We start from the raw sequence: 21015 nt of genomic DNA, 5'->3' as shown, positions 1-21015 counted from the left end.
AGGAGGGCCTCACCTTGTTGCAGGACTGCCTGCGCCGGTTGTTTTAGGATCTTCCCGGTCGGGCGGATGCGTCAGGTTTTCGGCAAGAAGGCATCCAGGGTTCATGATGCCTTTTGGGTCGAGCGTGAATTTCAACTGAGCCAACAGATCATGACGTGCAGGAAGAGTTTTTCGGAACCACCCGGCCTTGGTGCGGCCAATGCCATGCTCTGCTGAAAATGAGCCGCCGAGCTCTGTGACAATGTCAAATATGCGCGCTTCGATGGTCTTTCCGACGGCGCGCGCCTCTTCCTCGGACTTGGACTCCGGGGGTAGGGCATTAAAGTGAAGGTTGCCGTCGCCCAAATGGCCGTAGGTCTGCGGTATCCAGCCCGGAAACTCCTCAGCCAGCATGGTTTCGAGCGCGACCGCGGCTTGGGGCACATGCCCCAAGCGAACCGACACATCGCTGCGCACGTGGTAGCCGCGCTTGATCTGTCCTTCGACCAGCCCTTCGCGGATGGACCAGAACCGGGCGGCCTGAGATTGCGATTGCGCGATGACGGCGTCCTGCACCACCCCTTGCTCAAATGCTGAGGCCAGAAGTGTCTCCAGATGGTCTTGCAGCGGTAGGTCCATCGCGGATGAAAACGCGATCAGCACATGGACGGGCGCATCGACCGGCAGGATCATCGAGGGGTCAACGGATTGGGCCAATGGCATACAGCTTTGGGACATCACTTCAAAGGCCGACAGGACCTCGTGCCCGTTGCTGCGAATATGCCGCAGCAGGTCCAGCGCGCCCTGCATCGAGGTGCAGCCGGCATATGCGGTGGCGCTATGTGTCTGGCGGGGAAGAATGCGCAGGCAGGCACGGGTGACCAAGCCAAATACCCCTTCGGCGCCGATAGCAAGCCGCAACGGGTCCGGCCCCCGGTTGTCTTTGTGCAATCCTGTGATCGACGATAGGATCTGCCCTTGGGGCAGCACCATTTCCAACCCCAGAACCTGAGCACCCATCATGCCGTGGCGCAGGACATTCACTCCGCCCGCATTCGTGGATATCAGCCCCCCGATCTGAGCGCTGCCCTGAGAGCCGATGGCAACACCGAACTGGAAACCCTGCTCGCCTAGGGTCGTTTGCACTGTTTCAAGGACGGCGCCCGCCTGCACCGTGCATGTCATGCCGTCGGCGTCGATCTCTTCGATTGCGGTCATGCGTTGGGTGGAAATCAGAATGCAATCGCCCCGATTGCGCTGCGCGCCCCCGACCAGACCGGTATGCCCCCCTTGCGGGATGATACCGATGCCTGTGGCGTGGCTGAGGGCACAGACCTGCGACACCTCGGCTGAAGTGGTGGGTTTGACAACGGCCAGGCATTGTCCGTGCCGGTCTCGGGTCCAGTCTCGGGTGTAGGTCTCGGAAATATCTGAACCGGTCAGGACGGCGGCTTCGCCCAGCGTCGCCCTAAGCGCAGACAGATACGAATGAGTTGTGGCCTGGTCGTGCGAATCTGTTGGGGATGATGGTGTCATGTCGGACCTTTGTCACATCCGCCCCGCAAGTAAACCATTATCGGTCCTTGCGCGTTTGCCTTTTGCCATAGCGTCAGGATCGGCTGGCAAGGATGCTGTTGTGCGGAGCCAAAGGGAAGACGTGATCGGGGTAGCGGGTCAACATGCCAGCAATACGCTCGGATTTGGCCATCCCCTGTTGGGCCAGTCCAAGGCCGCGGTTTCAATGAATGTCAAAGACTGTGCTGCGCTTGCGACAATTGCTTGTGGAAACTGTGGCCCCAGAAATTGCAGGCCCAGATAGTGGTCGGGATGCGGGTGCGTGATCACGATATGGGTCAAAGGTTTGCCGGTTTCGCGGACCAGACGCGCCAGATCCTGCGCCTCGCTCACGTTCAGATTTGCGTCGACCAACACACAGCTCTGAGGGCCTTCGATCAGACAGGCATTGGCGAAAAAGCCGACCTCTGGGGCCGGGTGACGGTCGAGTTGCGGCGCATCGGCCTGCGCCGGACGGGCCAGTGCCGACAGCATGGCACAGCCCGCAACCCGCATCCATTGGCGGCGCGAGATCATGGCGGTCTGTTTACTTGCAACTGCCAACGGACCCAACGGCGCATTGTCGCGCGTCGTTGTAATAGGCCCCGTCAAATCTGGCACCTTCGAAATTGTTGCCCCCCAATTGGGCTTTGGTCATGAAGGCGCCGCGCAGGTCCGCGCCCGCGAAATTGACTTGTTGCAAATCCGCGCCAATCAGGATGGTGCCGGTCAGATCGGCATGGGACAGGTTGGTCCCGCGCAGCTTGGCTGCAGTCAGTTTTGCGCCGCTGAGGTTGGCGTGGCTGAGATCCAAGCCCGAGAAATCCTGACGCGCCAGATCACAGCCGTGCCAGTCCATACGCGGCGCTGGTTGGGCATCGCAGTGATCGACCGCAGCCCCCATCTGCGCCAGAGCGGGGCAGGCTGCAAAACAGGCGACGAGAAAGAGCTTATGTGACACGTGAAGATCCAGAGAGGTTTTTGGGGTGCGAATGTATTGGCCACCTATTGGCCACTGCGCCGACCTGACGCGATGGCATTCAGAGGTCGATCCGCTTAGTTCGCGCTGAGGATCGCGTAAAAGCGGGTGAAAACCATATCCTCGTCTGCATTGTCGATATGGCACGAGGCACAGGCCTCGATTGGGGCGGCGGCGGCGGTTTCCGCATAGGGTGGGGCATGGTGGCCAAAGTTGAAATAGCCCCAGTTGTTACTTTCCGCAAAGCGCGAGGAATCCTTGACCGCGATGTCGATGCCGTTGAACCCGGCCGGGAAATAACCCTGTCCCGACACCTCAAGCCGCGATCCGTCCGCTTCCTCGCCGGGTTGGGTCAGTTGCAGCTCTTTCAACAAGATAGTGCCTTCGGGAAATTCCCCGGTTTCCTTGTACTGAGCATAGGCCGTCGGATGCATGTAAACATTGTGGTATTCCGGGAACCCGGCCTGCCCGCCGTTTAGTGCGTTCGGCGTCAGGGGTGAGCCCAGGAACACCCATTCCCTGTAGCCTGTCGGTAGAACCAGTTGACCATCCTCGGTCCATTGAGGCTGCCAGTCGTCGGACACTTGCGCGTTGACCGATGTGCTGAACTGACTGATCCCAAGCGCTGCAACACCCATCGCTGCGCCCAATGTAAGGATTTTCAATACTCTCATGGCTGATGTCCTCTTGCTTGGAAATTTACGTCGCCCGGAAATTTGGGGCGGGTTTATGTGACACCAGCCTATCCAAGCCGGCCCGGCGTCAAATTGCGTATCATCCGGAAAAAGATGCAGATCGTTCAGCATCACGAGCTTATCAGCAAAAACAGCGGTGATTTGACTGCCCGTGCGCATATTGGCCGCTCGCATTTTTAAGATGCCCGCGTCCATTTGCCCTGACTTGGTTTGAGTGAAAAATATTGCAACCACAAAATTTATCGATAAAAAATGACCGCAATCTCGGGTTACATGAAAGATTATAGATAAAATGCAGAACCAAACTAACTCATGGACTCGTGACGCGGCTCAGGCGCTGTATGATCTGCCGCTGATGGATCTTCTGTTTCGCGCCCAGACAGTGCATCGCGCCAATTTCGATCCCAATAAGGTCCAGACCTCGAAACTTTTGTCGATCAAGACCGGAGGCTGCGCCGAGGACTGCGCCTATTGCTCGCAATCGGCGCGCAATGGGTCCAAGCTGTCGGCCTCGAAACTGATCGAGGTCGAGCGGGTTCTGTCCGAGGCCCGCAAGGCGAAAGAGGGCGGCGCGACCCGGTTCTGCATGGGGGCCGCGTGGCGCGAGCCCAAAGACCGCGACATGGCTGCGCTGGTTGCCATGGTCGAAGGCGTGCGCGACATGGGGATGGAATCCTGCATGACGCTTGGCATGCTGAGTGACACGCAGGTGGTGCAACTGCGTGATGCGGGGCTGGATTACTACAACCACAATATCGACACGTCCGAGCGTTATTATTCCGAAGTGATCACCACCCGGACCTTTGCCGACCGGATCGACACGATGAACCGGGTGCAAGAGGCGGGGATCAAGGTGTGTTCGGGTGGCATTCTGGGCATGGGCGAGGGCGTTCAGGACCGTATGGATATGCTGGTGACGCTGGCCAACATGGCGCCTGCGCCGGATTCGGTTCCGATCAACATGCTGATGCCGCAGCAGGATACACCGCTGGCCGATGCCAAGCCGATTGATCCGATTGACTTTGTGCGGGTGATCGCGGTGGCACGGATCATGATGCCGCAATCCTATGTCCGCTTGTCTGCCGGGCGCAGCGACATGAGCGATGAGCTGCAGGCGATGTGTTTCTTTGCCGGTGCGAACTCGATCTTTGTGGGCGAAACGCTGCTGACGGCGGAAAACCCTGAGGAAGACACAGACGCGGTTCTTTTTGCCAAGCTGGGGCTTCAGGCCGAGGTCGCGGCACAGGACAGCCGGGCTGACGCGGCCGAATGACGGTTACGGCGCGATTGTCCTCGATGCTTGAGGTGCTGGGCAACCGGCATCGTCGGCGGGTGTTGTCACCGCGCCGGGGGTTGGATTTCGCGTCGAACGACTATCTGGGGCTGGCGCCGTCGCCCGAATTGGCCGAGGCCGCGCAGCACGCGCTGTCGCGCGGGGTACCGCTAGGGTCGGGCGGGTCGCGCCTGTTGCGCGGCAACCACCCCGAGCACGAGGCTTTGGAACAGTTCGCCGCAAGTTTTTTCGGGGCCGAGGCCGCGCTTTTCATGGGTGGCGGGTTTCAGGCCAATCAGGCCATCTTTTCCAGCCTCCCCGCCGCGGGGGATCTGATCCTGCATGACGCTTTGGTCCATGCCAGCGCGTTCGAAGGGATGCGCACCGGGCGTGCCGACACACGGGGCTTTGCTCATAATGACTTGGCCGATGCGCGCCGGGTTCTGACGCAATGGCGCACCGAGGGTGGTTCGGGTCAAGTTTGGGTTGCGGTCGAAAGTGTCTATTCGATGGAAGGCGATCTGGCCCCGTTGGTCGATTTCGCAACGCTGGCGCGGGACCACGATGCGGTGCTGGTGGTGGATGAGGCCCACGCAACGGGCGTCTTTGGTCCACAGGGCCGGGGGCTGGCGCATGGGCTGGACGCGGATGTGCTGACCTTGCACACCTGCGGCAAGGGTCTGGGTGTTGCGGGCGGATTGATCTGCGGTCCGCGTGTGATAATCGACACTTTGATAAATCGCGCGCGCCCGTTCATTTTTGCCACCGCCCCGTCGCCCTTTAATGCAGCCCTCGTGCGGGCCGCGCTTGAGCTGCTGAGCAACGACCCGATTTGGACGCAGCAGGCGCAGGACCGGATCGCGCATGCCCATTCGGTGGCGCATAGTGCTGGGATCGCGCCGCAAGCTCTGACCAGTCAGATTATCCCCGTCATTCTAGGTGATGACGCCAGCACCATGGCAACGGCGGCGCGCTTGCAGGAACAAGGTTTTGATATCCGCGGCATCCGCCCGCCGACCGTGCCGAAGGGCACGTCGCGGTTGCGAATCTCGATCACCGGGAATGTCACCAAATCCGAGATCAGCGCCTTGTTCGAAACACTGTCGCGCTACCGGAAGGAGGCCGCATGAGCACTCTGGTCGTCACCGGCACCGATACCGGTGTGGGCAAGACCGTCCTGTCCGCCGGGCTGGCCGCTGCCCTTGGGGCCAGCTATTGGAAGCCGGTCCAGTCCGGGTTGGAAGAGGCGACGGATACCGAAACCGTGCAGGCCCTGTCTGGCGCGCCGATCCTGCCCGAGGCGTATCGGCTGAACCTGCCCGCCTCGCCGCATCTGTCGGCCGAGGATATGGGGGTTGAGATCGACCTTGAGCGACTGACTTTGCCTCAGGTTCCCGGCCCGTTGGTTGTGGAAGGGGCGGGTGGCGTGATGGTGCCTCTGACCCGGCAGCATTTCTTTCTGGACCTGTTTGCCCGTTGGCAGGCGCCGGTCGTTCTGGCGGCGCGCACGGCTTTGGGCACAATCAACCACACCGCGCTGTCCTTGCGCGCCTTGCGCGGCGCGGGTGTCGACGTGGTCGGCGTGGCATTCATCGGAGACGCCGAGCCGGATGTCGAACAAACTATTGTCGAGATGTGCGAGACGCGCCATCTGGGACGGCTGCCGATTCTGGACACCGTGACGCGTGCCAATGTGGCCGATGCGATGGCGGGGGTGGATCTGACCACGATACGGGGTGCGCTGTGACCCCTTTGGATTTTGACGCGCGCCATTTGTGGCATCCTTATACGAATGTTCTGGATCCGGGGCCGATGCACCTGATCTCTTCGGCCGAAGGCGTCTGGCTGACGCGCGAGGACGGCGGTAAGATGATCGACGCCATGTCATCTTGGTGGTGTGCGGTGCACGGCCATCGTCACCCGGCCATCATCGCAGCGATGCAGGCGCAGTTGGATCACTTGCCCCATGTCATGTTCGGCGGCCTGACCCATACGCCTGCGATTGAGCTGGGCAAGCGGCTGACCGACATGCTGCCCGATGGGCTCGATCGGATTTTCTACAGCGACAGCGGCTCGGTCGCGATCGAGGTCGCGTTGAAGATGGCGGTGCAATACCAGATGGCCAAAGGGCATTCGGGTCGGACTGAATTTGCCACGATCCGGGGTGGGTATCACGGCGATACATGGAAAGCGATGAGCGTCTGCGACCCAGTCAATGGAATGCATGGGCTGTTCCGGGGGGCGATGTCGATCCAGCATTTCCTGCCCCGGCCCTCTGTAGCGTTGGGACAGGACTGGCCGGAGGATCCGGCGTTGAATGGGCTTGGCGCTCTGGAAGAGATGCTGGACCGTCAGGGCGACCGGATCGCCGCGCTGATCCTTGAGCCGGTGGTACAGGGTGCGGGCGGGATGTATTTCTATCACCCGTCCTGGCTGAAAGGCGCGCGCGAGCTGTGTTCGGCCCATGGGGTGTTGCTGATCTTTGACGAGATCGCCACCGGGTTTGGGCGGACGGGTCAGCTTTTTGCCATGCAACACGCGGATGTGGTGCCGGATATCCTGTGCGTGGGCAAGGCGCTGACGGGGGGTCATATCACTCTGGCCGCTACAATCGCGACCGAAGCCGTTGCGCGCGGGATTGGTGAAAGCGAGGCCAGCGTGTTGATGCACGGGCCGACCTATATGGCCAACCCGCTGGCGTGCGCGGCGGCCATCGCCAGCCTCGACCAACTGAAACAGCGTGACTGGCATCATGAGGTCAGCGCAATTGCCAAGCAGATGGAGCATGAGCTTGCGCCCGCGTGCGACATACCGGGCGTAGCCGATGTGCGGGTTCTGGGGGCAATTGGCGTGATCGAGATGGAGAGCGTGGTTGACCCTCGGATCGCGCATGCACAAGCGCCAAAGACCGGTGTCTGGCTGCGCCCCTTTGCGCGCAATATCTACTGTATGCCGCCTTTCGTGATCTCGGGCGATGAGTTGAGCCAGGTGACGGCGGCGATGGTTAATCTGGCGCGGGGCGAGGCATGAAGGCGGTCTGGCTGTCCCGCTCTGGTGTTGAAAACCTGACACTGGTGTTCGGTGGTTGGGCGCTGGGGCCTGCCCCGTTTGCCGGGCTGGAGGGCGGTGGGGATGTTCTGTTTGTCGACGACTATACCCAGCTTGATGCTGAACTGCCCGAACTGGCCGATTATGATCGGCTCGATGTGCTGGCGTTTTCCTTCGGTGTCGCCTCGGCTGTGCATTGGTTAGAGGGGGCGGGGGTCAACCCGGATCGTCTGGTGGCGGTCAGCGGTACCTTGTTTCCAGCGGATGCCGAAAAAGGCATCGCGCCTGATATGATCAACGCCACTGCCGACAATCTGAGTGCGGCCAGCTTTGCCAAATTCTGTCGCCGCGCCGGGTTCGAAGGGCCAGTCCCGCAGATCGACATCCACGCGGCGCAAGCGGAACTGCGTGCGATCCTTCAGCGCGGCCCCGCTCCGGCGTGTCGGTTTGACAGAGTGTGGATTCCGCACCAAGACCGGATCATCCCCACCAAGGCGCAAGAGGCGGCGTGGCAGAGCTCGGCCATTCGGCGCATTGACGGCCCGCATGTTCCGTTTCGAGCGGGTCAAAACTGGGCAGAGTGGTTGGCATGAACGCATTGATCACAGACCGGGTACAACGCAGTTTTAGCCGCAGCTTCGGGAGCTACCACGACGCGGCGGGCCAGCAAGCGCAGATTGCGGCGGATTTGGTCGATGCCCTGCGAATCCATGGCGCGCCCGACAAGTTTACCCATGGGTTAGAGTTGGGGTGCGGCACAGGCCACCTGACCCAACGGTTGAAGGAAACTTTCCGGTTTCAGTCGCTGACGCTCAATGACCTTGCGCCTGAGGCTGAAAAAACGGCAACAGACGCAGATGCATCTTTCCTGTGTGGTGACGCCCAGCAGATCATGTGGCCAAATGAAGTCGATCTGATCTGCTCGGCCTCGATGATCCAGTGGTTTGAGGACCCGGCGATTCTGATGCAACGCATAGCAAATTGGCTGCAACCCGGAGGGTGGATGGCTGTTTCGGGCTTTGGTCCGAGGCAGTTTCAAGAGCTGGCCCAAGTCGGCTCCAACGCTGGTGCGCCGGGCCTGTGCCAGCTCGAAGAGCTGTCCGCTGCCGTCCGCGATGAACTGGAGGTGGTTGCAACCGGTCATTCTATCCGGACACTACGGTTTGACTCGCCTCATGAGGTATTACGCCATTTGCGGAGCACCGGGGTGAACGGCCGCGCGCGGGCAACCTGGACCCGGTCGGATTTGCGGCGGTTTTCGGATGACTATGTCGCGCGTCACGGCAGCGACGGGACTGTGCCGCTGACCTATCACCCGATCTGGATCATCGCCCGCAAGCCGGACTGATCGCCCACCGGGATCACAGCGCTGTCACACAGGATTGACCCGTTGGTTACACGCCTCCGTGCTAGGCAGGGCAGGCGCGCGTGTTTCCACCTGAATCTTCCGAACACAAAGGTCCCCAAATGATCAGAGCCGTCCTCATCTCCGCCAGCTTGCTACTCATCGCCGCCTGCGACATCGGCCCAAGTGGCGGCAGCGCTGAAAATCAAACTCAGGACTTCGAAGAGAGCTTCCGCAATCGCGGCAGCTGATGCCTAATGGCTGGGCCAGGTGGTTTCGGCCCAGCTTTTCCTGACCGTCTGTCCAAGACGGGATAGGGCATTCTGGTCGGTTTGCGTCCTGCGCGCGGCAGGTATGCGTGCCTCATTTCCGCTCTATACATCCCCGCCGTCTCTGGTTATGAGCGGCGCTTCGATGATGATCCGTATGTTGGACGCTCTGAGGGTGACAGCATCACCAGAGCGAGCCGATCTATGAAACAGACATTGCAAGATGCGCTGACGCGCAAAGGATATGAAACCCTGACCCCGGTGCAACAGGCCGTGACTGCGCCCGAGTTGCAGGGGCGCGACTTGTTGGTTTCCGCGCAAACGGGTTCGGGTAAGACCATCGGGTTCGGATTGGCCATCGCGCCGACGCTTTTGGGTGAGCGCGATGTCTTTGACGCGGCCGCAGCACCTTTGGCGCTGGTGATTGCGCCCACGCGCGAGCTGGCGATGCAGGTCAAGCGCGAGCTGGCGTGGCTTTATGCTGATGCGGGGGCGTTTCTTGCCTCTTGCGTGGGCGGAATGGACATGCGCGACGAACGCCGCGCCTTGGCCCGAGGCGCGCATATCGTTGTCGCAACGCCGGGCCGGTTGCGCGATCATATCATGCGCGGTTCGATCGATCTGACTGATGTGCGGGCGGTGGTGCTGGACGAAGCTGACGAGATGCTGGATCTGGGCTTCCGCGAGGATCTGGAGTTCATTCTGGAACAAACGCCCGAGACGCGTCAGACGCTGCTGTTTTCGGCCACGGTGCCGCGCGCGATTGTCAGCCTTGCGGCGCGCTATCAACAGGATGCTGAACGGGTCAGCACGGTCAGCGAACGCACGCAGCACGCGGATATCGAATACCGTGCACTGAATGTGGCGCCGCGCGATGGCGAGAACGCGATCATCAACGTGTTGCGCTATTACGAAGCCCCGAACGCCATCGTCTTTTGCAACACGCGCGCCATGGTCAGCCGGTTGACGGCACGCTTGTCCAACCGGGGGTTCCCGGTTGTCGCTTTGTCGGGAGAGTTGACGCAGAGCGAACGCTCCAACGCGCTGCAAGCGATGCGCGATGGTCGTGCCCGTGTCTGTGTGGCCACCGATGTCGCGGCGCGGGGGATCGACCTGCCGAACCTTGATCTGGTCGTTCACGCCGAACTGCCCAACAGTCACGAAACCCTGCTGCACCGCTCGGGCCGGACCGGTCGGGCAGGCCGCAAAGGGGTCAGTGCGCTGATCGTGCCCCCGGCGGCGTTCAAAAAGGCACAGCGCCTTTTGAAATTCGCCAAACTCAACGCCGAATGGGGGGCTGCGCCCTCGGCCGAAGAGGTCAACGCGCAGGACTTGCAACGGATGTTTGCGTCCGACGACTGGCAGTCCGAGGTCCCCGAGACCGAGCGCGCCTCGGTCGAGCGACTGGTTGCGCGGTTCTCGGCAGAACAACTGGCCGCAGCTTACGTTCGCCAGTACACGCGCCAACATTCCGCGCCCGAAGAACTGGGCGAAGTCAGCGCGGCAACCAAACCCAGCGCCCCCTTTGGCCCCAGCGTCTGGTTTTCCCTGTCTGAGGGGCGCAATCAACATGCGTCACCGCGCTATGTTCTGCCGATGATCTGCAAGGCCGGGAACATCACGAAATCCGATATAGGCGCGATCCGTATTGCTGACGAAGTGACTTATATCGAGATCCGCGAAAGCAGCGTACCCGGTTTCATCGAAGCCATTGGGCCCGACTTGAAGGTCGAAGGCACGAAAGAGATCGAACGACTGGACACGGCCCCGGACCTGTCGCGCCCCGCAAAACCCGGCCCCAAACGTGGGATGAAGGGCAAGAAACGCGAAAAACCTGAGCGTCCGGAGCGTCTGATCGAACCGCAACCTGCAAAGACGCGGAAGAAGGACGCGCCCAAACCTGCGGACAACGGAAAAGCCGATCCCAAATCCAAGCGCAGCAAGGCCGGGGACGCCTGGGCAGGCAAGACACCGGATCGCCGCCCCAAAGGTCCTCCGCCGCCCAAGGGCAAGCCAAGCAGCAAGAAGAACCGCGCGCGGGCTGCGGCGGCCAAGGGCGGCAATGCGGTTCCGAAACGCCGGACGTAAACTAGGGCGTTAATCGCGCTGCGAAACCCCTTTGCAGAGGTCGTGCCTCGGTTCCGAGGCAGCCGCAGTCCGCTGCGCCGTACTCTCCCTGTGCGCGGCGATAGGGATGGACAATTAGCTGAAGCTCTAGGCAGCTTGCAAAAAACAATTGAGAGCGGGTCTGGGAAATCTATCAATGATGAACTAACAATCGTATTGGATCAGTCAGATAAGGCTGCTCTGTGTGTTACTTGGACACAAGTTTTTGTTATGAAGTATGACCCGTTAAAAATTAGACCATTTACCGCAGCAGAACTCTACGAAGCCCGATGGGAAACTCCCGATCATGCTGTGTTTGTCGAATTGGCGGATATGATACCTTTCCTGGAGGGGCAGAGAGACCAATGGTTATGGATCGGATTGATTAGGTCTCTAAATCCTGACATCAAAGGTTACATCGATGTTGTAACTTGGATTTTAGATCATGATGACTGTGACGTTGCAGTTGCAATGTACGCTTATGGTTGCCTACAGGGACCATATGCATGTGGTAGGCCGACATCCCGAGGAAACTCGTCTGACTCAGGTGGACTGATCCCTCTTCGCGTGATCGAAGCGCGAAACAAGTCGCGACCGTATACACAGAATAACCTCCTAGTTGAGCAAAATGACTTTCAGCGCGGTGATCCAGATCAACTGCTTCAACAGAGTTATGAATACGCTGACAAAATGCTCGAGAAAGCGAAGAAGGAAGCGGAAATCAAAGGCGAGACCTTGAGGGAGGAAGACTTTCCCAAGCCGTGTATTTCTCCCCCAGTGGAATTGCTAGAAACTCCCTTAACCGGACATCAAAGACGCGTCGACTACGTTATCGATGAGAACTACGCGGTTTTTGTGCCTGTTTGAAGCTTGCTGCATTAGAGTTGAACATCTATGGCCTTAGAACCCTGGCAGAGCTGCCAATGCTTTAGAGTTCGAATAATGCTCAGGTTCAATGGACCTCGGATTGCAGTCTTACAAACGACAAAGGCGCCCTTGGGCGCCTTGTTTTATTGGTCGGAGTGAGAGGATTCGAACCTCCGACCCCTGCCTCCCGAAGACAGTGCTCTACCAGGCTGAGCTACACTCCGACCGTGGCGGCGGGTCTATACCCGGCAATTTGGATGTGCAAGAGGGATTTTGCGGTTTCAAACCCCGCGCTCATTGTCGCGATTGGTGTCAGGGCAGGGCGTCCGTGCGGTAGAGGCGGATTTTGGTGCCGCCGTGGTCAACCACCGGTCCGGGCGGCAGCAAAGGCAGGCGAGTTGCGCGGGCAAGCCCTGCATTGCTGGTCACGATCCCCGCGCGCCAGCCGCTGAATCGGGAGGCAAGCACTTTGCCCAACGCCCCGTAGAGAGAGCGCAGGCGTTTTTCATCGCCGATTCGTGCACCATAGGGCGGGTTAACGATGACCAGACCGGCGTCGCCGGGTGGGGGCTTGATGTCGCTGACGGCGCGGGTTTGGAACTTTGTCACGTCAGCCACTCCGGCCTGCGTCGCATTGGCTTGGGCGGCTTCAACAGCGCCCGAGTTGCGGTCGGAACCGGAGAAAACAAGATCGGTTTCGGACATATACCCGTTGGCGCGTAGGTCACCCCACGCAGTGGGGTCGAACCCGGCAAGGTCTTCGAAAGCAAAACTGCGGCCGCGACCGGGGTTCAGCCCCAAGGCGATCTCGGCGGCTTCGATGACGAAGGTGCCGGAGCCACACATCGGGTCCAGGACCGGTTCGGATCCGGTGTATCCGCACTCGCGCAGGAACATGGCGGCCATGGTCTCGCGCATTGGGGCTTTGGCAACTACCGGTTTGTGGCCGCGTTTGTGCAGCGGCTCGCCGGATGTATCGACTGAAAAAGTGCAGATATCCTTTTCAATGCGTAGCAGGACCCGCAGGGTGGCATCGCCCGAGATTGGCGCGCCGAGAGTTTCGGTAATTGCGTGCTCGATCCGCTGCTTTGCGGCGCCTGCATGGTAGATACGGGATTTGCGGCTGGTCGCCTCGACTTTGACCGGCACATCGGGGCGCAGAAAATCTGACCATGGAAACTTGCGGGCACGTTTGTCGAGCTGGGCCAGGTGAACGGCAGGAAAGCTACCGATGCGCAGCAAGACCTTGTTGGCACCCCGCAGACACAGATTGGCGCGCCAGACATCGGTCCATCCGCCGCGCAGGCTGACACCACCGGGTACGATTCTGGCGTTTTCGAATCCGTTTTCGACAGTCTCGGCCAGCAAAGGGGCCTCGAGGCCGGGCGTGGCCACCAGAAATATCTCGAATTTGTCGCTTTGTTCCATTTTGGGTGCTTACACCGGATGCGATCCGGGTGCGACATGCATTTTCCACGCATCGAAACTGCGCAACATGATAGGAATGTGACAATTACTTGCGGCTTTGAGCGGTAACAGGTTTGCGTTTATGACCATCCCCGCGTAAAGGGTCCATGATCGAAAATATGCCTGCGGATTTTGGACCGTTTTCGGCGCTTTTGCGACGGAGATCCCGAAAAACCGTGCTATTGCAGGATTCCGAAAGGACGTCGGCAGAGTTGGCGCAGACAAAGAGGCTTGGAAGACCGTAGCGACATGCAAACTTTCAAACTGAAAAAAGGGTTCGAGCTGCCGGTGCTGGGTGCGCCGGATCAGACGATTCATCCTGGACCCGAGTTTTCGACCGTCGGGGTTCTGGGCGGCGACTATATTGGCCTGAAACCCAAGATGCTGGTACAAGAGGGTGACGACGTCCAGCGCGGCACGCCCCTGTTTAGTCACAAAGACGCGCCCGATGCGATGATGGTAGCGCCAATGACCGGCAAGGTCGTCGCAGTCAATCGCGGTGCTCGGCGCGTGCTGCAAAGCGTCGTGATCGAGGTGTCAGACCCCAATGACACCGGGGTTGATTTCTCGGGCACCGGGAATGCCGACAGCGCCGAGGGCGTGACGGCCAAGCTGTGTGCTGCGGGTCTTTGGACGGCCTTCCGAACGCGGCCCTATTCCAAAATGCCGACACCCGGCACCACACCTGCAGCGATTTTCGTGACGGCGATGGACAGTGAGCCTCTGGCGGGTGATGCAGCCGTGATCATCGCTGACGCAGGGGATGCTTTCGCTGCGGGTCTGGCGGCGGTCGCGAACCTGACCGAAGGCAAGACCTATCTGTGCCACAAAGAGGGTGACTCGGTACCGGGCGCCGATGTGCCGGGAATTGAAGCCGCCGCATTCGCAGGTCCGCACCCGTCGGGGCTGGCGGGGACGCATATTCATTTCCTTGAGCCGCTGGCAGGGGACAAGCAGGTCTGGACCATCGGGTATCAGGACGTCATCGCCATTGGTCGCCTGATGCAGGCCGGCCATCTGGACCCCAATATCGTGATCGCTCTAACCGGTCCGGGCGCGCGTCAGCCACGCTTAATCCGCACGGTCATGGGCGCGTCGACCGACGATCTGACCCGCGATGAGGTTGATGTGGACGGGACGCCCCGGATTATCTCGGGCTCGATCCTGTCAGGTGCACAGGCTGAAGGCCCGACCGCTTATCTGGGCCGCTTTGCGCGGCAGGTTTCGATCATCCGTGAAGATCACGATCAACACACGATGGGTTGGATTCTTCCGATGCCGTCGAAATTCGCCGTACAGCCCGTGTTGGGCTCGGCCTTTGCGAAAAAGCTGTATGCGTTCACTTCAAACCTGAATGGCGGCCGTCGTGCGATGGTGCCGACTGGCGTGTTCGAAGAGCTGATGCCGCAGGACTATTTGCCAACGCAACTGCTGCGCGCATTGCTTGTCATGGACACGGACACGGCGCAGGCGTTGGGTGCGTTGGAGCTGGATGAAGAGGATTTGGGCCTTGTGGGCTTTGCCTGTCCGGCAAAATATGAATACGGGCTGGCGCTGCGCGACTGCCTGACCAAGATTGAAAAGGAGGGCTGATCCACATGGGTTTGCGCAGCTTCTTCGATCGGATTGAGCCGAACTTTACCAAGGGCGGCAAGTACGAGAAGTATTTCCCCATCTACGAGATGGTCGAAAGCTTCATCTACACTCCGAAAACCGTCACCACCGTTGCCCCGCACGCACGATCCTACGTGGATATGAAGCGGATTATGACTTATGTCGTGATCGCCACGATCCCCTGTATCCTGTGGGGGATGTGGAATACGGGCTATCAGGCGAACTCGGCCATTGCGACGCTTGGTCCGGATGCCGCGACCGGTTGGCGTATTGCTTTGCTGCAGATGTTCGGCATCTCGCTGGATCCGTCCAGCCTGTTTGCCAATGTGTTGCACGGGTTACTTTATTTCCTGCCGATCTACATCACGACGCTGGTCGCGGGTGGTATTTTCGAGGTCATCTTTGCCACCGTGCGCGGGCATGAGGTGAACGAGGGCTTTCTTGTCACATCGATGCTCTACACGCTGATCCTGCCGGCATCGACACCGCTGTGGCAGGTCGCTTTGGGCATCATCTTTGGCGTTGTCATCGGCAAAGAAGTATTTGGCGGCACCGGCAAGAACTTCCTCAACCCGGCATTGGTGGGGCGGGCGTTCTTGTATTTCGCTTATCCCGCGCAAATGTCGGGGGACTCGGTCTGGACTCCTGTGGATGGGTTCTCGGGCGCGACCGCGTTGGGGATCACCGCAGCCGAGGGCGTTCAGGCGCTGGCGGCCGACGGGATCACCTGGGCCAATGCGTTCTTCGGCACCATTCAGGGCAGTTTTGGTGAGACATCGGCGCTGGCCTGCATGATCGGCCTGGCCTTCCTGCTGACAACGAAAATTGCCAACTACCGCCTGATCCTGGGCTGTTTGGCGGGGACCATCGGCTTTAGCCTGTTGCTGAACCTGATCGGGTCGGACACCAACCCGATGTTTGCGATGCCTTGGTACTGGCACATCGTACTGGGCGGCTACGCCTTTGGTCTGGCTTTCATGGTCACCGAGCCGGTTTCCGCCAGCCACACTAACATGGGCCGCTATATCTACGGTGCGCTGATCGGTGTCATGGTTGTGATGATCCGCGTCATTAACCCTGCTTTCCCCGAAGGCATGATGCTGGCTATCCTCTTCGGAAACGTCTTTGCGCCGCTAATCGACTATTTCGTCGTGCAAGCCAACATCAAACGGAGGGCGCGTCGCCATGTCTGATACGCAGTCCCAAGAACCAAAGGGCGCTATTGCAAAATTTCTGGCCGCCTCGCCGGATTCTGTCGGCAAAACGATCATCGTCGCGGTCGCTGTCTGCCTTGTGGCCTCGATGGTCGTATCCGCCGCAGCCGTCAGCCTGCGCCCTGTGCAAGAAGCCAACGCGCTGAAGGACAAGCAGGTCAACGTTTTGCAAGTCGCCGGTGTCTATGAGCCGGGCGTAGATGTCACCGAGGCATTCGCCGCGTTCGAACCGCATGTACTTGAACTGTCGACGGGCGCTTTCGTCGACGATCGGTTCGACGCTGCCACGTTTGATGACATCGCTGCGGCCAGCGACCCGGACTTCAGCGTTGCGCTGGACAATGACCCGGCGGGTATCGGGCGTCAGTCTAAGTACCGTGTCATCTACCTGTTGCGCGATGATGCGGGCGAGTTAGACAAGGTGATCCTACCGCTGCATGGCTATGGCCTGTGGTCCACGCTCTATGGCTTCATCGCGCTGGAGAACAACGGCAACGATATCTTCGGTCTGCAATTCTATCAGCATGGTGAGACGCCGGGCCTTGGGGCCGAGGTGGACAACCCCCGCTGGAAGGCACTGTGGAACGGTAAAAAGCTGCGCGATGACGCGGGTGAGCTTCAGATCACCGTGGCCAAATCGCAGCCCGCCGCTGGCCCGGACTTTTATGTCGACGCGCTGGCCGGTGCCACGCTGACTTCGGTCGGTGTCGATAACCTGGTGAAATTCTGGATGGGGGATGCGGGTTACGCTCCGTTCCTGGCCAAACTGCAAGCAGGAGAAATCTGATGTCTCAGAGCAAGAAAGAGATGCTGGTCGACCCGCTTGTCGACAATAACCCGATCACTCTGCAGGTGCTGGGCATCTGTTCGGCGCTGGCGGTGACCTCGTCGCTGCAAGTGTCGATGGTGATGGCGCTGGCGGTGATCTTCGTGACCTCGTTCTCGTCCTTCTTTATCTCGTGCCTGCGCAACCAGATTCCGGGCTCGATCCGGATCATCGTACAGATGGTGATCATCGCTTCGCTGGTGATCCTGGTGGACCAGATCCTTAAGGCCTATGCGTTTGAGATCTCGAAAACCCTGTCGGTTTTTGTCGGCTTGATCATCACCAACTGTATCGTGATGGGCCGGGCTGAGGCGTTTGCGATGAAGAACCCGCCCGTCGCGTCGTTCATCGACGGCATGGGCAACGGTATGGGCTACGGCCTGATCCTGCTGCTGGTGGGCTTCATCCGCGAGCTGTTCGGGGCCGGGTCGCTGTTTGGCATCACCATTCTGGAGACCGTCAACAACGGTGGCTGGTACGTGCCCAACGGGATGCTGCTGCTACCTCCGTCAGCGTTCTTCATCATCGGTCTGATCATCTGGGCCTTCCGCACATGGAAGCCGAACCAGGTGGAAGAGCGTGAATACAAAATTCAGCAGGTAGAGGCCCACTGATGGAAGGTCTGATTTCATTGGCCGTAAAGGCTATCTTTGTCGAAAACCTTGCGCTCAGCTTCTTTCTCGGGATGTGTACCTTCATCGCCGTGTCCAAGAAGATTTCGACCGCGCTGGGTCTGGGCATCTCGGTCATGGTTGTGCAGGCCATCACTGTGCCTGCCAACAACCTGTTGCTGAACTACCTGCTGAAACCGGGCGCGCTGGCCTGGGCCGGTTTCCCGGATGTGGACCTGACCTTCCTTGGCCTGATCTCGTATATCGGTGTGATCGCGGCGATGGTTCAGATCCTTGAGATGGTTTTGGATAAGTATTTCCCGCCGCTCTACAACGCGCTGGGGATTTTCTTGCCGCTGATCACGGTGAACTGCGCGATCTTGGGTGGTTCACTGTTCATGGTGGAGCGCGACTATAACTTTGCCGAGGCCGCGACTTATGGTCTGTCTTCCGGTTTTGGCTGGGCGTTGGCGATCACTGCGATGGCGGGTGTGCGCGAAAAGCTGAAATATTCGGATATCCCCGACGGCCTGCAAGGGCTTGGGATCACCTTCATCACCGCGGGTCTGATGGCGATGGCCTTCATGTCCTTCTCAGGCGTGAAACTGTAAGGAGGGGCGCATGGAAACTTTTAGCTTAGGCGTCGTTCTTTTTACCCTGATCGTGTTGGGGCTGGTGGCCATCATCATGGCTGCGCGGTCCAAGCTGGTGTCGACCGGGAACGTGAACATCACCATCAACGGTGAGAAAACCATCTCGGTCCCAGCAGGTGGCAAACTGCTGCAAACGCTGGCGGCCGAGAAGCTATTTGTTCCGTCCGCCTGTGGCGGCGGCGGTACCTGCGCGCAATGCCGGGTGCGGGTGCATTCGGGCGGTGGCTCGATCCTGCCAACCGAGGAAAGCCATATCACCAAGCGTGAGGCTTCGTGCGGTGACCGTCTGTCCTGTCAGGTCGCGGTCAAGCAGGACATGGACATCGAAGTCCCCGAAGAGGTCTTTGGCGTCAAGAAATGGGAATGCACCGTCCGATCCAACGACAACGTGGCGACCTTCATCAAGGCCCTGACCCTGGACCTGCCGGAAGGCGAGGACGTGAACTTCCGTGCCGGTGGCTATATCCAGATCGAGGCCCCCGCGCACGCGTTGAAATACACCGATTTCGACGTTCAGGACGAGTATCGCGAAGATTGGGACAAGTTCAATCTGTGGCAATACGAATCCGTCGTGGCCGAACCGATTGAGCGTGCCTATTCCATGGCCAACTATCCGGACGAAAAAGGCATGATCATGCTGAACGTCCGAGTGGCTTCGCCGCCTCCGGGTTCGGATGGTATCCCCCCGGGTCAGATGTCGTCGTATATCTTCAACCTGAAACCGGGTGACAAAGTCACGATTTCGGGTCCGTTTGGTGAGTTTTTTGCCCGCGACACGCAGAAAGAGATGGTCTTTATCGGTGGTGGTGCGGGCATGGCCCCTATGCGCAGCCACATCTTCGATCAGCTCAAGCGTCTGGAAAACCGCGATCGCAAGATCAGCTTCTGGTACGGCGCGCGGTCGAAGAAAGAGATGTTCTTTGTCGAGGATTTCGACCAACTGGCCGAAGAGTTCGACAATTTCGAATGGCATGTCGCCCTGTCGGATGCGCAGCCCGAGGACGATTGGAAAGGCTATACCGGCTTCATCCACAACGTTCTGTTCGAGGAATACCTCAAGAACCACCCCGCGCCCGAGGATTGCGAGTTCTACATGTGTGGACCGCCGATCATGAACCAGTCGGTCATCAACATGCTGCTGGACTTGGGCGTGGACCGCGAAGACATCATGCTGGACGATTTCGGCGGATAAGACAGGATAAACCGGCGCAGCACAGCGCCGGTTTTTTTACAACCGGAGGTCGCTGGCCTCTGGCGGTAGACAGGATTTGACGTCGAACAACACGTTTTGATCCTTGCCAAAGGCGCGTATCTCGGCTGGGGCGAGCGCCAGAAATTCCTGATGCGCAACTGCCAGAACGATACCGTCATAGGCACCGGTTTCAGGCTGCGAAGTCAATGAAATCCCGTATTCCTTCTGCGCGGCAACTGCATCCGCATGGGGGTCGTGGACATCGACTGTGACGCCATAATCCTGCAACTCGTCAATGATATCCACCACGCGCGTGTTGCGCAGGTCGGGGCAGTTTTCCTTGAAGGTCAGACCCATCACCAGCACGCGGGCGGCGGCCACATTGATCCCGTCGCGCATCATCCGCTTGACCAGTTGCGAAACCACATAGCCGCCCATACTGTCATTCAACCGACGCCCGGCGAGAATGATCTGAGGGTGATGGCCCACGGCTTCGGCCTTGTGGGTCAGGTAATACGGGTCGACGCCGATACAATGACCGCCCACCAGACCGGGGCGGAAGGGTAGGAAGTTCCACTTGGTTCCCGCGGCGCGCAGAACCGCATCGGTGTCGATATCCATCCGGCCAAAGATCATCGCCAACTCGTTCACCAGCGCGATGTTCAGGTCGCGCTGGGTGTTCTCAATCACCTTTGCGGCCTCGGCCACATGGATGCTTTCCGCCTTGTGGGTGCCTGCCGTGATGATCCGCGCGTAAAGCGCATCCACCAGATCGGCCACCTCGGGGGTCGAGCCGGAAGTAACCTTGCAGATATCCGCGATCCGATGGGTCTTGTCGCCGGGGTTGATCCGCTCGGGGCTGTAGCCTGCAAAGAAATCGCGGTTGAACACCAGGCCCGAGGCGCGTTCCAACACTGGCACACAGTCTTCCTCGGTCGCGCCGGGGTAAACGGTGGATTCGTAGATAACCAGATCACCGGGTTTCAGCACGCGTCCAACGGTTTCAGACGCGCTGAGCAGCGGTGTTAAGTCAGGCTGCTTGCCTGCCGTGATCGGGGTGGGGACGGTTACGATATAGGTGTCGCATCCGGCGATTTCTGCCGGATCGGTGGTGAAGGACAGGCCGGTTGCGGCGCGCAGGTCCTCGGGCTCGACCTCATGGGTTGCATCCCAACCGGCACGCAGCGCGTCGATCCGCGCAGTGTTGATGTCAAAGCCGATTACGGGGCCGATTTTGCCAAAGGCCACAGCCAGCGGCAGGCCGACATAGCCCAGTCCGATCACGGCGATCTTGCGCGCGTTGGGGTCTGCTTCAAACATCGC

General features: G+C 59.6%; 21 protein-coding genes and 1 tRNA gene. 15 read left to right on the top strand and 7 right to left on the bottom strand.

Going from position 1 to position 21015, the window contains the following annotated elements; genetic code table 11:
• Nucleotides 1-9 precede the first annotated feature (9 nt).
• From GOV80_RS14075 to GOV80_RS14060, 4 genes are all read right to left on the bottom strand, one after another.
• Complete coding sequence (locus tag GOV80_RS14075) at nt 10-1515, bottom strand: FAD-binding oxidoreductase (RefSeq protein ID WP_170785657.1); 1506 nt, start codon at nt 1513-1515, stop codon at nt 10-12.
• A 138-nt stretch (nt 1516-1653) separates the two neighbouring features.
• Nucleotides 1654-2070, bottom strand: a complete 417-nt coding sequence (locus GOV80_RS14070; RefSeq protein ID WP_170785655.1) for an MBL fold metallo-hydrolase — start codon at nt 2068-2070, stop codon at nt 1654-1656.
• A gap of 10 nt (nt 2071-2080) precedes the next feature.
• Nucleotides 2081-2494 carry a pentapeptide repeat-containing protein gene (locus GOV80_RS14065; protein ID WP_170785652.1) on the bottom strand — a complete coding sequence of 138 codons (414 nt, stop codon included), beginning with the start codon at nt 2492-2494 and terminating at the stop codon, nt 2081-2083.
• Between the two features lie 95 nt (nt 2495-2589).
• Complete coding sequence (locus tag GOV80_RS14060; RefSeq protein WP_170785650.1) at nt 2590-3186, bottom strand: cytochrome P460 family protein; 597 nt, start codon at nt 3184-3186, stop codon at nt 2590-2592.
• Between the two features lie 313 nt (nt 3187-3499).
• Here GOV80_RS14060 and bioB point away from each other — a divergent pair, with 313 nt between their 5' ends.
• From bioB to GOV80_RS14020, 9 genes are all read left to right on the top strand, one after another.
• On the top strand, nt 3500-4480 hold the full coding sequence (gene bioB, locus GOV80_RS14055) for a biotin synthase BioB (RefSeq protein ID WP_170785648.1): 981 nt from the start codon (nt 3500-3502) through the stop codon (nt 4478-4480).
• Nucleotides 4477-5610 (top strand): 8-amino-7-oxononanoate synthase, encoded by a 1134-nt coding sequence (locus GOV80_RS14050; RefSeq protein ID WP_170785646.1) that lies wholly within the window; start codon nt 4477-4479, stop codon nt 5608-5610. Before bioB ends, GOV80_RS14050 begins: the two co-directional genes overlap by 4 nt.
• Entirely contained in the window at nt 5607-6227 is a 621-nt protein-coding gene (gene bioD / locus GOV80_RS14045; protein WP_170785644.1) for a dethiobiotin synthase, read from the top strand. The genes GOV80_RS14050 and bioD overlap by 4 nt, the downstream gene beginning before the upstream one ends.
• Complete coding sequence (gene bioA / locus GOV80_RS14040; protein ID WP_170785642.1) at nt 6224-7510, top strand: adenosylmethionine--8-amino-7-oxononanoate transaminase; 1287 nt, start codon at nt 6224-6226, stop codon at nt 7508-7510. The genes bioD and bioA overlap by 4 nt, the downstream gene beginning before the upstream one ends.
• On the top strand, nt 7507-8121 hold the full coding sequence (locus GOV80_RS14035; protein ID WP_170785640.1) for a pimeloyl-ACP methyl esterase BioG family protein: 615 nt from the start codon (nt 7507-7509) through the stop codon (nt 8119-8121). The genes bioA and GOV80_RS14035 overlap by 4 nt, the downstream gene beginning before the upstream one ends.
• Complete coding sequence (locus tag GOV80_RS14030) at nt 8118-8876, top strand: methyltransferase domain-containing protein (protein ID WP_170785638.1); 759 nt, start codon at nt 8118-8120, stop codon at nt 8874-8876. The genes GOV80_RS14035 and GOV80_RS14030 overlap by 4 nt, the downstream gene beginning before the upstream one ends.
• 119 nt (nt 8877-8995) lie before the next feature.
• A complete protein-coding gene (locus GOV80_RS22555) occupies nt 8996-9124 on the top strand; it encodes a hypothetical protein (protein ID WP_272871058.1) in 129 nt (42 codons plus the stop codon).
• A 222-nt stretch (nt 9125-9346) separates the two neighbouring features.
• Nucleotides 9347-11230: a DEAD/DEAH box helicase gene (locus tag GOV80_RS14025; RefSeq protein ID WP_170785636.1), complete on the top strand. Its 1884-nt coding sequence runs from the start codon at nt 9347-9349 to the stop codon at nt 11228-11230.
• A gap of 42 nt (nt 11231-11272) precedes the next feature.
• Nucleotides 11273-12115: a hypothetical protein gene (locus GOV80_RS14020; protein ID WP_214648025.1), complete on the top strand. Its 843-nt coding sequence runs from the start codon at nt 11273-11275 to the stop codon at nt 12113-12115.
• 147 nt (nt 12116-12262) lie between these two features.
• On the opposite strand, the gene GOV80_RS14015 is transcribed toward GOV80_RS14020, so the two are convergent.
• Both GOV80_RS14015 and GOV80_RS14010 read right to left on the bottom strand, forming a co-directional pair.
• Nucleotides 12263-12339: transfer RNA gene (locus GOV80_RS14015), tRNA-Pro, on the bottom strand.
• Nucleotides 12340-12427: 88 nt separating this feature from the next.
• Nucleotides 12428-13543, bottom strand: a complete 1116-nt coding sequence (locus GOV80_RS14010) for a THUMP domain-containing class I SAM-dependent RNA methyltransferase (protein ID WP_170785632.1) — start codon at nt 13541-13543, stop codon at nt 12428-12430.
• A gap of 288 nt (nt 13544-13831) precedes the next feature.
• On the opposite strand from GOV80_RS14010, the gene GOV80_RS14005 reads away from it, so the two are divergent.
• From GOV80_RS14005 to nqrF, 6 genes are read left to right on the top strand one after another with little or no spacing between them, the layout of a single operon-like run.
• Nucleotides 13832-15175: a Na(+)-translocating NADH-quinone reductase subunit A gene (locus tag GOV80_RS14005; RefSeq protein WP_170785630.1), complete on the top strand. Its 1344-nt coding sequence runs from the start codon at nt 13832-13834 to the stop codon at nt 15173-15175.
• A 5-nt stretch (nt 15176-15180) separates the two neighbouring features.
• On the top strand, nt 15181-16389 hold the full coding sequence (locus GOV80_RS14000; RefSeq protein WP_170785628.1) for an NADH:ubiquinone reductase (Na(+)-transporting) subunit B: 1209 nt from the start codon (nt 15181-15183) through the stop codon (nt 16387-16389).
• A complete protein-coding gene (locus GOV80_RS13995) occupies nt 16382-17197 on the top strand; it encodes a Na(+)-translocating NADH-quinone reductase subunit C (RefSeq protein WP_170785626.1) in 816 nt (271 codons plus the stop codon). Before GOV80_RS14000 ends, GOV80_RS13995 begins: the two co-directional genes overlap by 8 nt.
• Nucleotides 17197-17850 carry an NADH:ubiquinone reductase (Na(+)-transporting) subunit D gene (locus GOV80_RS13990; RefSeq protein ID WP_170785624.1) on the top strand — a complete coding sequence of 218 codons (654 nt, stop codon included), beginning with the start codon at nt 17197-17199 and terminating at the stop codon, nt 17848-17850. Before GOV80_RS13995 ends, GOV80_RS13990 begins: the two co-directional genes overlap by 1 nt.
• Nucleotides 17850-18458, top strand: coding sequence for an NADH:ubiquinone reductase (Na(+)-transporting) subunit E (nqrE, locus tag GOV80_RS13985; RefSeq protein WP_050603817.1), 609 nt, complete (start codon nt 17850-17852; stop codon nt 18456-18458). Before GOV80_RS13990 ends, nqrE begins: the two co-directional genes overlap by 1 nt.
• A gap of 10 nt (nt 18459-18468) precedes the next feature.
• Complete coding sequence (gene nqrF / locus GOV80_RS13980; RefSeq protein WP_170785622.1) at nt 18469-19692, top strand: NADH:ubiquinone reductase (Na(+)-transporting) subunit F; 1224 nt, start codon at nt 18469-18471, stop codon at nt 19690-19692.
• 36 nt (nt 19693-19728) lie between these two features.
• Here nqrF and tviB read toward each other — a convergent pair whose 3' ends face one another.
• Nucleotides 19729-21012, bottom strand: coding sequence for a Vi polysaccharide biosynthesis UDP-N-acetylglucosamine C-6 dehydrogenase TviB (gene tviB / locus GOV80_RS13975; RefSeq protein WP_170785620.1), 1284 nt, complete (start codon nt 21010-21012; stop codon nt 19729-19731).
• Nucleotides 21013-21015 lie beyond the last annotated feature (3 nt).

It is taken from the genome of Ruegeria lacuscaerulensis, assembly GCF_013034685.1.
Classification (GTDB): Bacteria; Pseudomonadota; Alphaproteobacteria; order Rhodobacterales; family Rhodobacteraceae; genus Ruegeria; species Ruegeria lacuscaerulensis_B.
The sequence above is the reverse complement of the archived record's forward strand: the minus strand, read 5'-3'. Positions and strand labels throughout refer to the sequence as shown.

What these genes read in the sequence shown, in the direction of transcription:
- GOV80_RS14075 (WP_170785657.1), bottom strand. Translation starts at nt 1,515, where the DNA reads ATGACACCATCATCCCCAACAGATTCGCACGACCAGGCCACAACTCAT.
- GOV80_RS14070 (WP_170785655.1), bottom strand. Translation starts at nt 2,070, where the DNA reads ATGATCTCGCGCCGCCAATGGATGCGGGTTGCGGGCTGTGCCATGCTG.
- GOV80_RS14060 (WP_170785650.1), bottom strand. Translation starts at nt 3,186, where the DNA reads ATGAGAGTATTGAAAATCCTTACATTGGGCGCAGCGATGGGTGTTGCA.
- bioB (WP_170785648.1), top strand. Translation starts at nt 3,500, where the DNA reads ATGCAGAACCAAACTAACTCATGGACTCGTGACGCGGCTCAGGCGCTG.
- GOV80_RS14050 (WP_170785646.1), top strand. Translation starts at nt 4,477, where the DNA reads ATGACGGTTACGGCGCGATTGTCCTCGATGCTTGAGGTGCTGGGCAAC.
- bioD (WP_170785644.1), top strand. Translation starts at nt 5,607, where the DNA reads ATGAGCACTCTGGTCGTCACCGGCACCGATACCGGTGTGGGCAAGACC.
- GOV80_RS14035 (WP_170785640.1), top strand. Translation starts at nt 7,507, where the DNA reads ATGAAGGCGGTCTGGCTGTCCCGCTCTGGTGTTGAAAACCTGACACTG.
- GOV80_RS14030 (WP_170785638.1), top strand. Translation starts at nt 8,118, where the DNA reads ATGAACGCATTGATCACAGACCGGGTACAACGCAGTTTTAGCCGCAGC.
- GOV80_RS22555 (WP_272871058.1), top strand. Translation starts at nt 8,996, where the DNA reads ATGATCAGAGCCGTCCTCATCTCCGCCAGCTTGCTACTCATCGCCGCC.
- GOV80_RS14025 (WP_170785636.1), top strand. Translation starts at nt 9,347, where the DNA reads ATGAAACAGACATTGCAAGATGCGCTGACGCGCAAAGGATATGAAACC.
- GOV80_RS14010 (WP_170785632.1), bottom strand. Translation starts at nt 13,543, where the DNA reads ATGGAACAAAGCGACAAATTCGAGATATTTCTGGTGGCCACGCCCGGC.
- GOV80_RS14005 (WP_170785630.1), top strand. Translation starts at nt 13,832, where the DNA reads ATGCAAACTTTCAAACTGAAAAAAGGGTTCGAGCTGCCGGTGCTGGGT.
- GOV80_RS14000 (WP_170785628.1), top strand. Translation starts at nt 15,181, where the DNA reads ATGGGTTTGCGCAGCTTCTTCGATCGGATTGAGCCGAACTTTACCAAG.
- GOV80_RS13995 (WP_170785626.1), top strand. Translation starts at nt 16,382, where the DNA reads ATGTCTGATACGCAGTCCCAAGAACCAAAGGGCGCTATTGCAAAATTT.
- GOV80_RS13990 (WP_170785624.1), top strand. Translation starts at nt 17,197, where the DNA reads ATGTCTCAGAGCAAGAAAGAGATGCTGGTCGACCCGCTTGTCGACAAT.
- nqrE (WP_050603817.1), top strand. Translation starts at nt 17,850, where the DNA reads ATGGAAGGTCTGATTTCATTGGCCGTAAAGGCTATCTTTGTCGAAAAC.
- nqrF (WP_170785622.1), top strand. Translation starts at nt 18,469, where the DNA reads ATGGAAACTTTTAGCTTAGGCGTCGTTCTTTTTACCCTGATCGTGTTG.
- tviB (WP_170785620.1), bottom strand. Translation starts at nt 21,012, where the DNA reads ATGTTTGAAGCAGACCCCAACGCGCGCAAGATCGCCGTGATCGGACTG.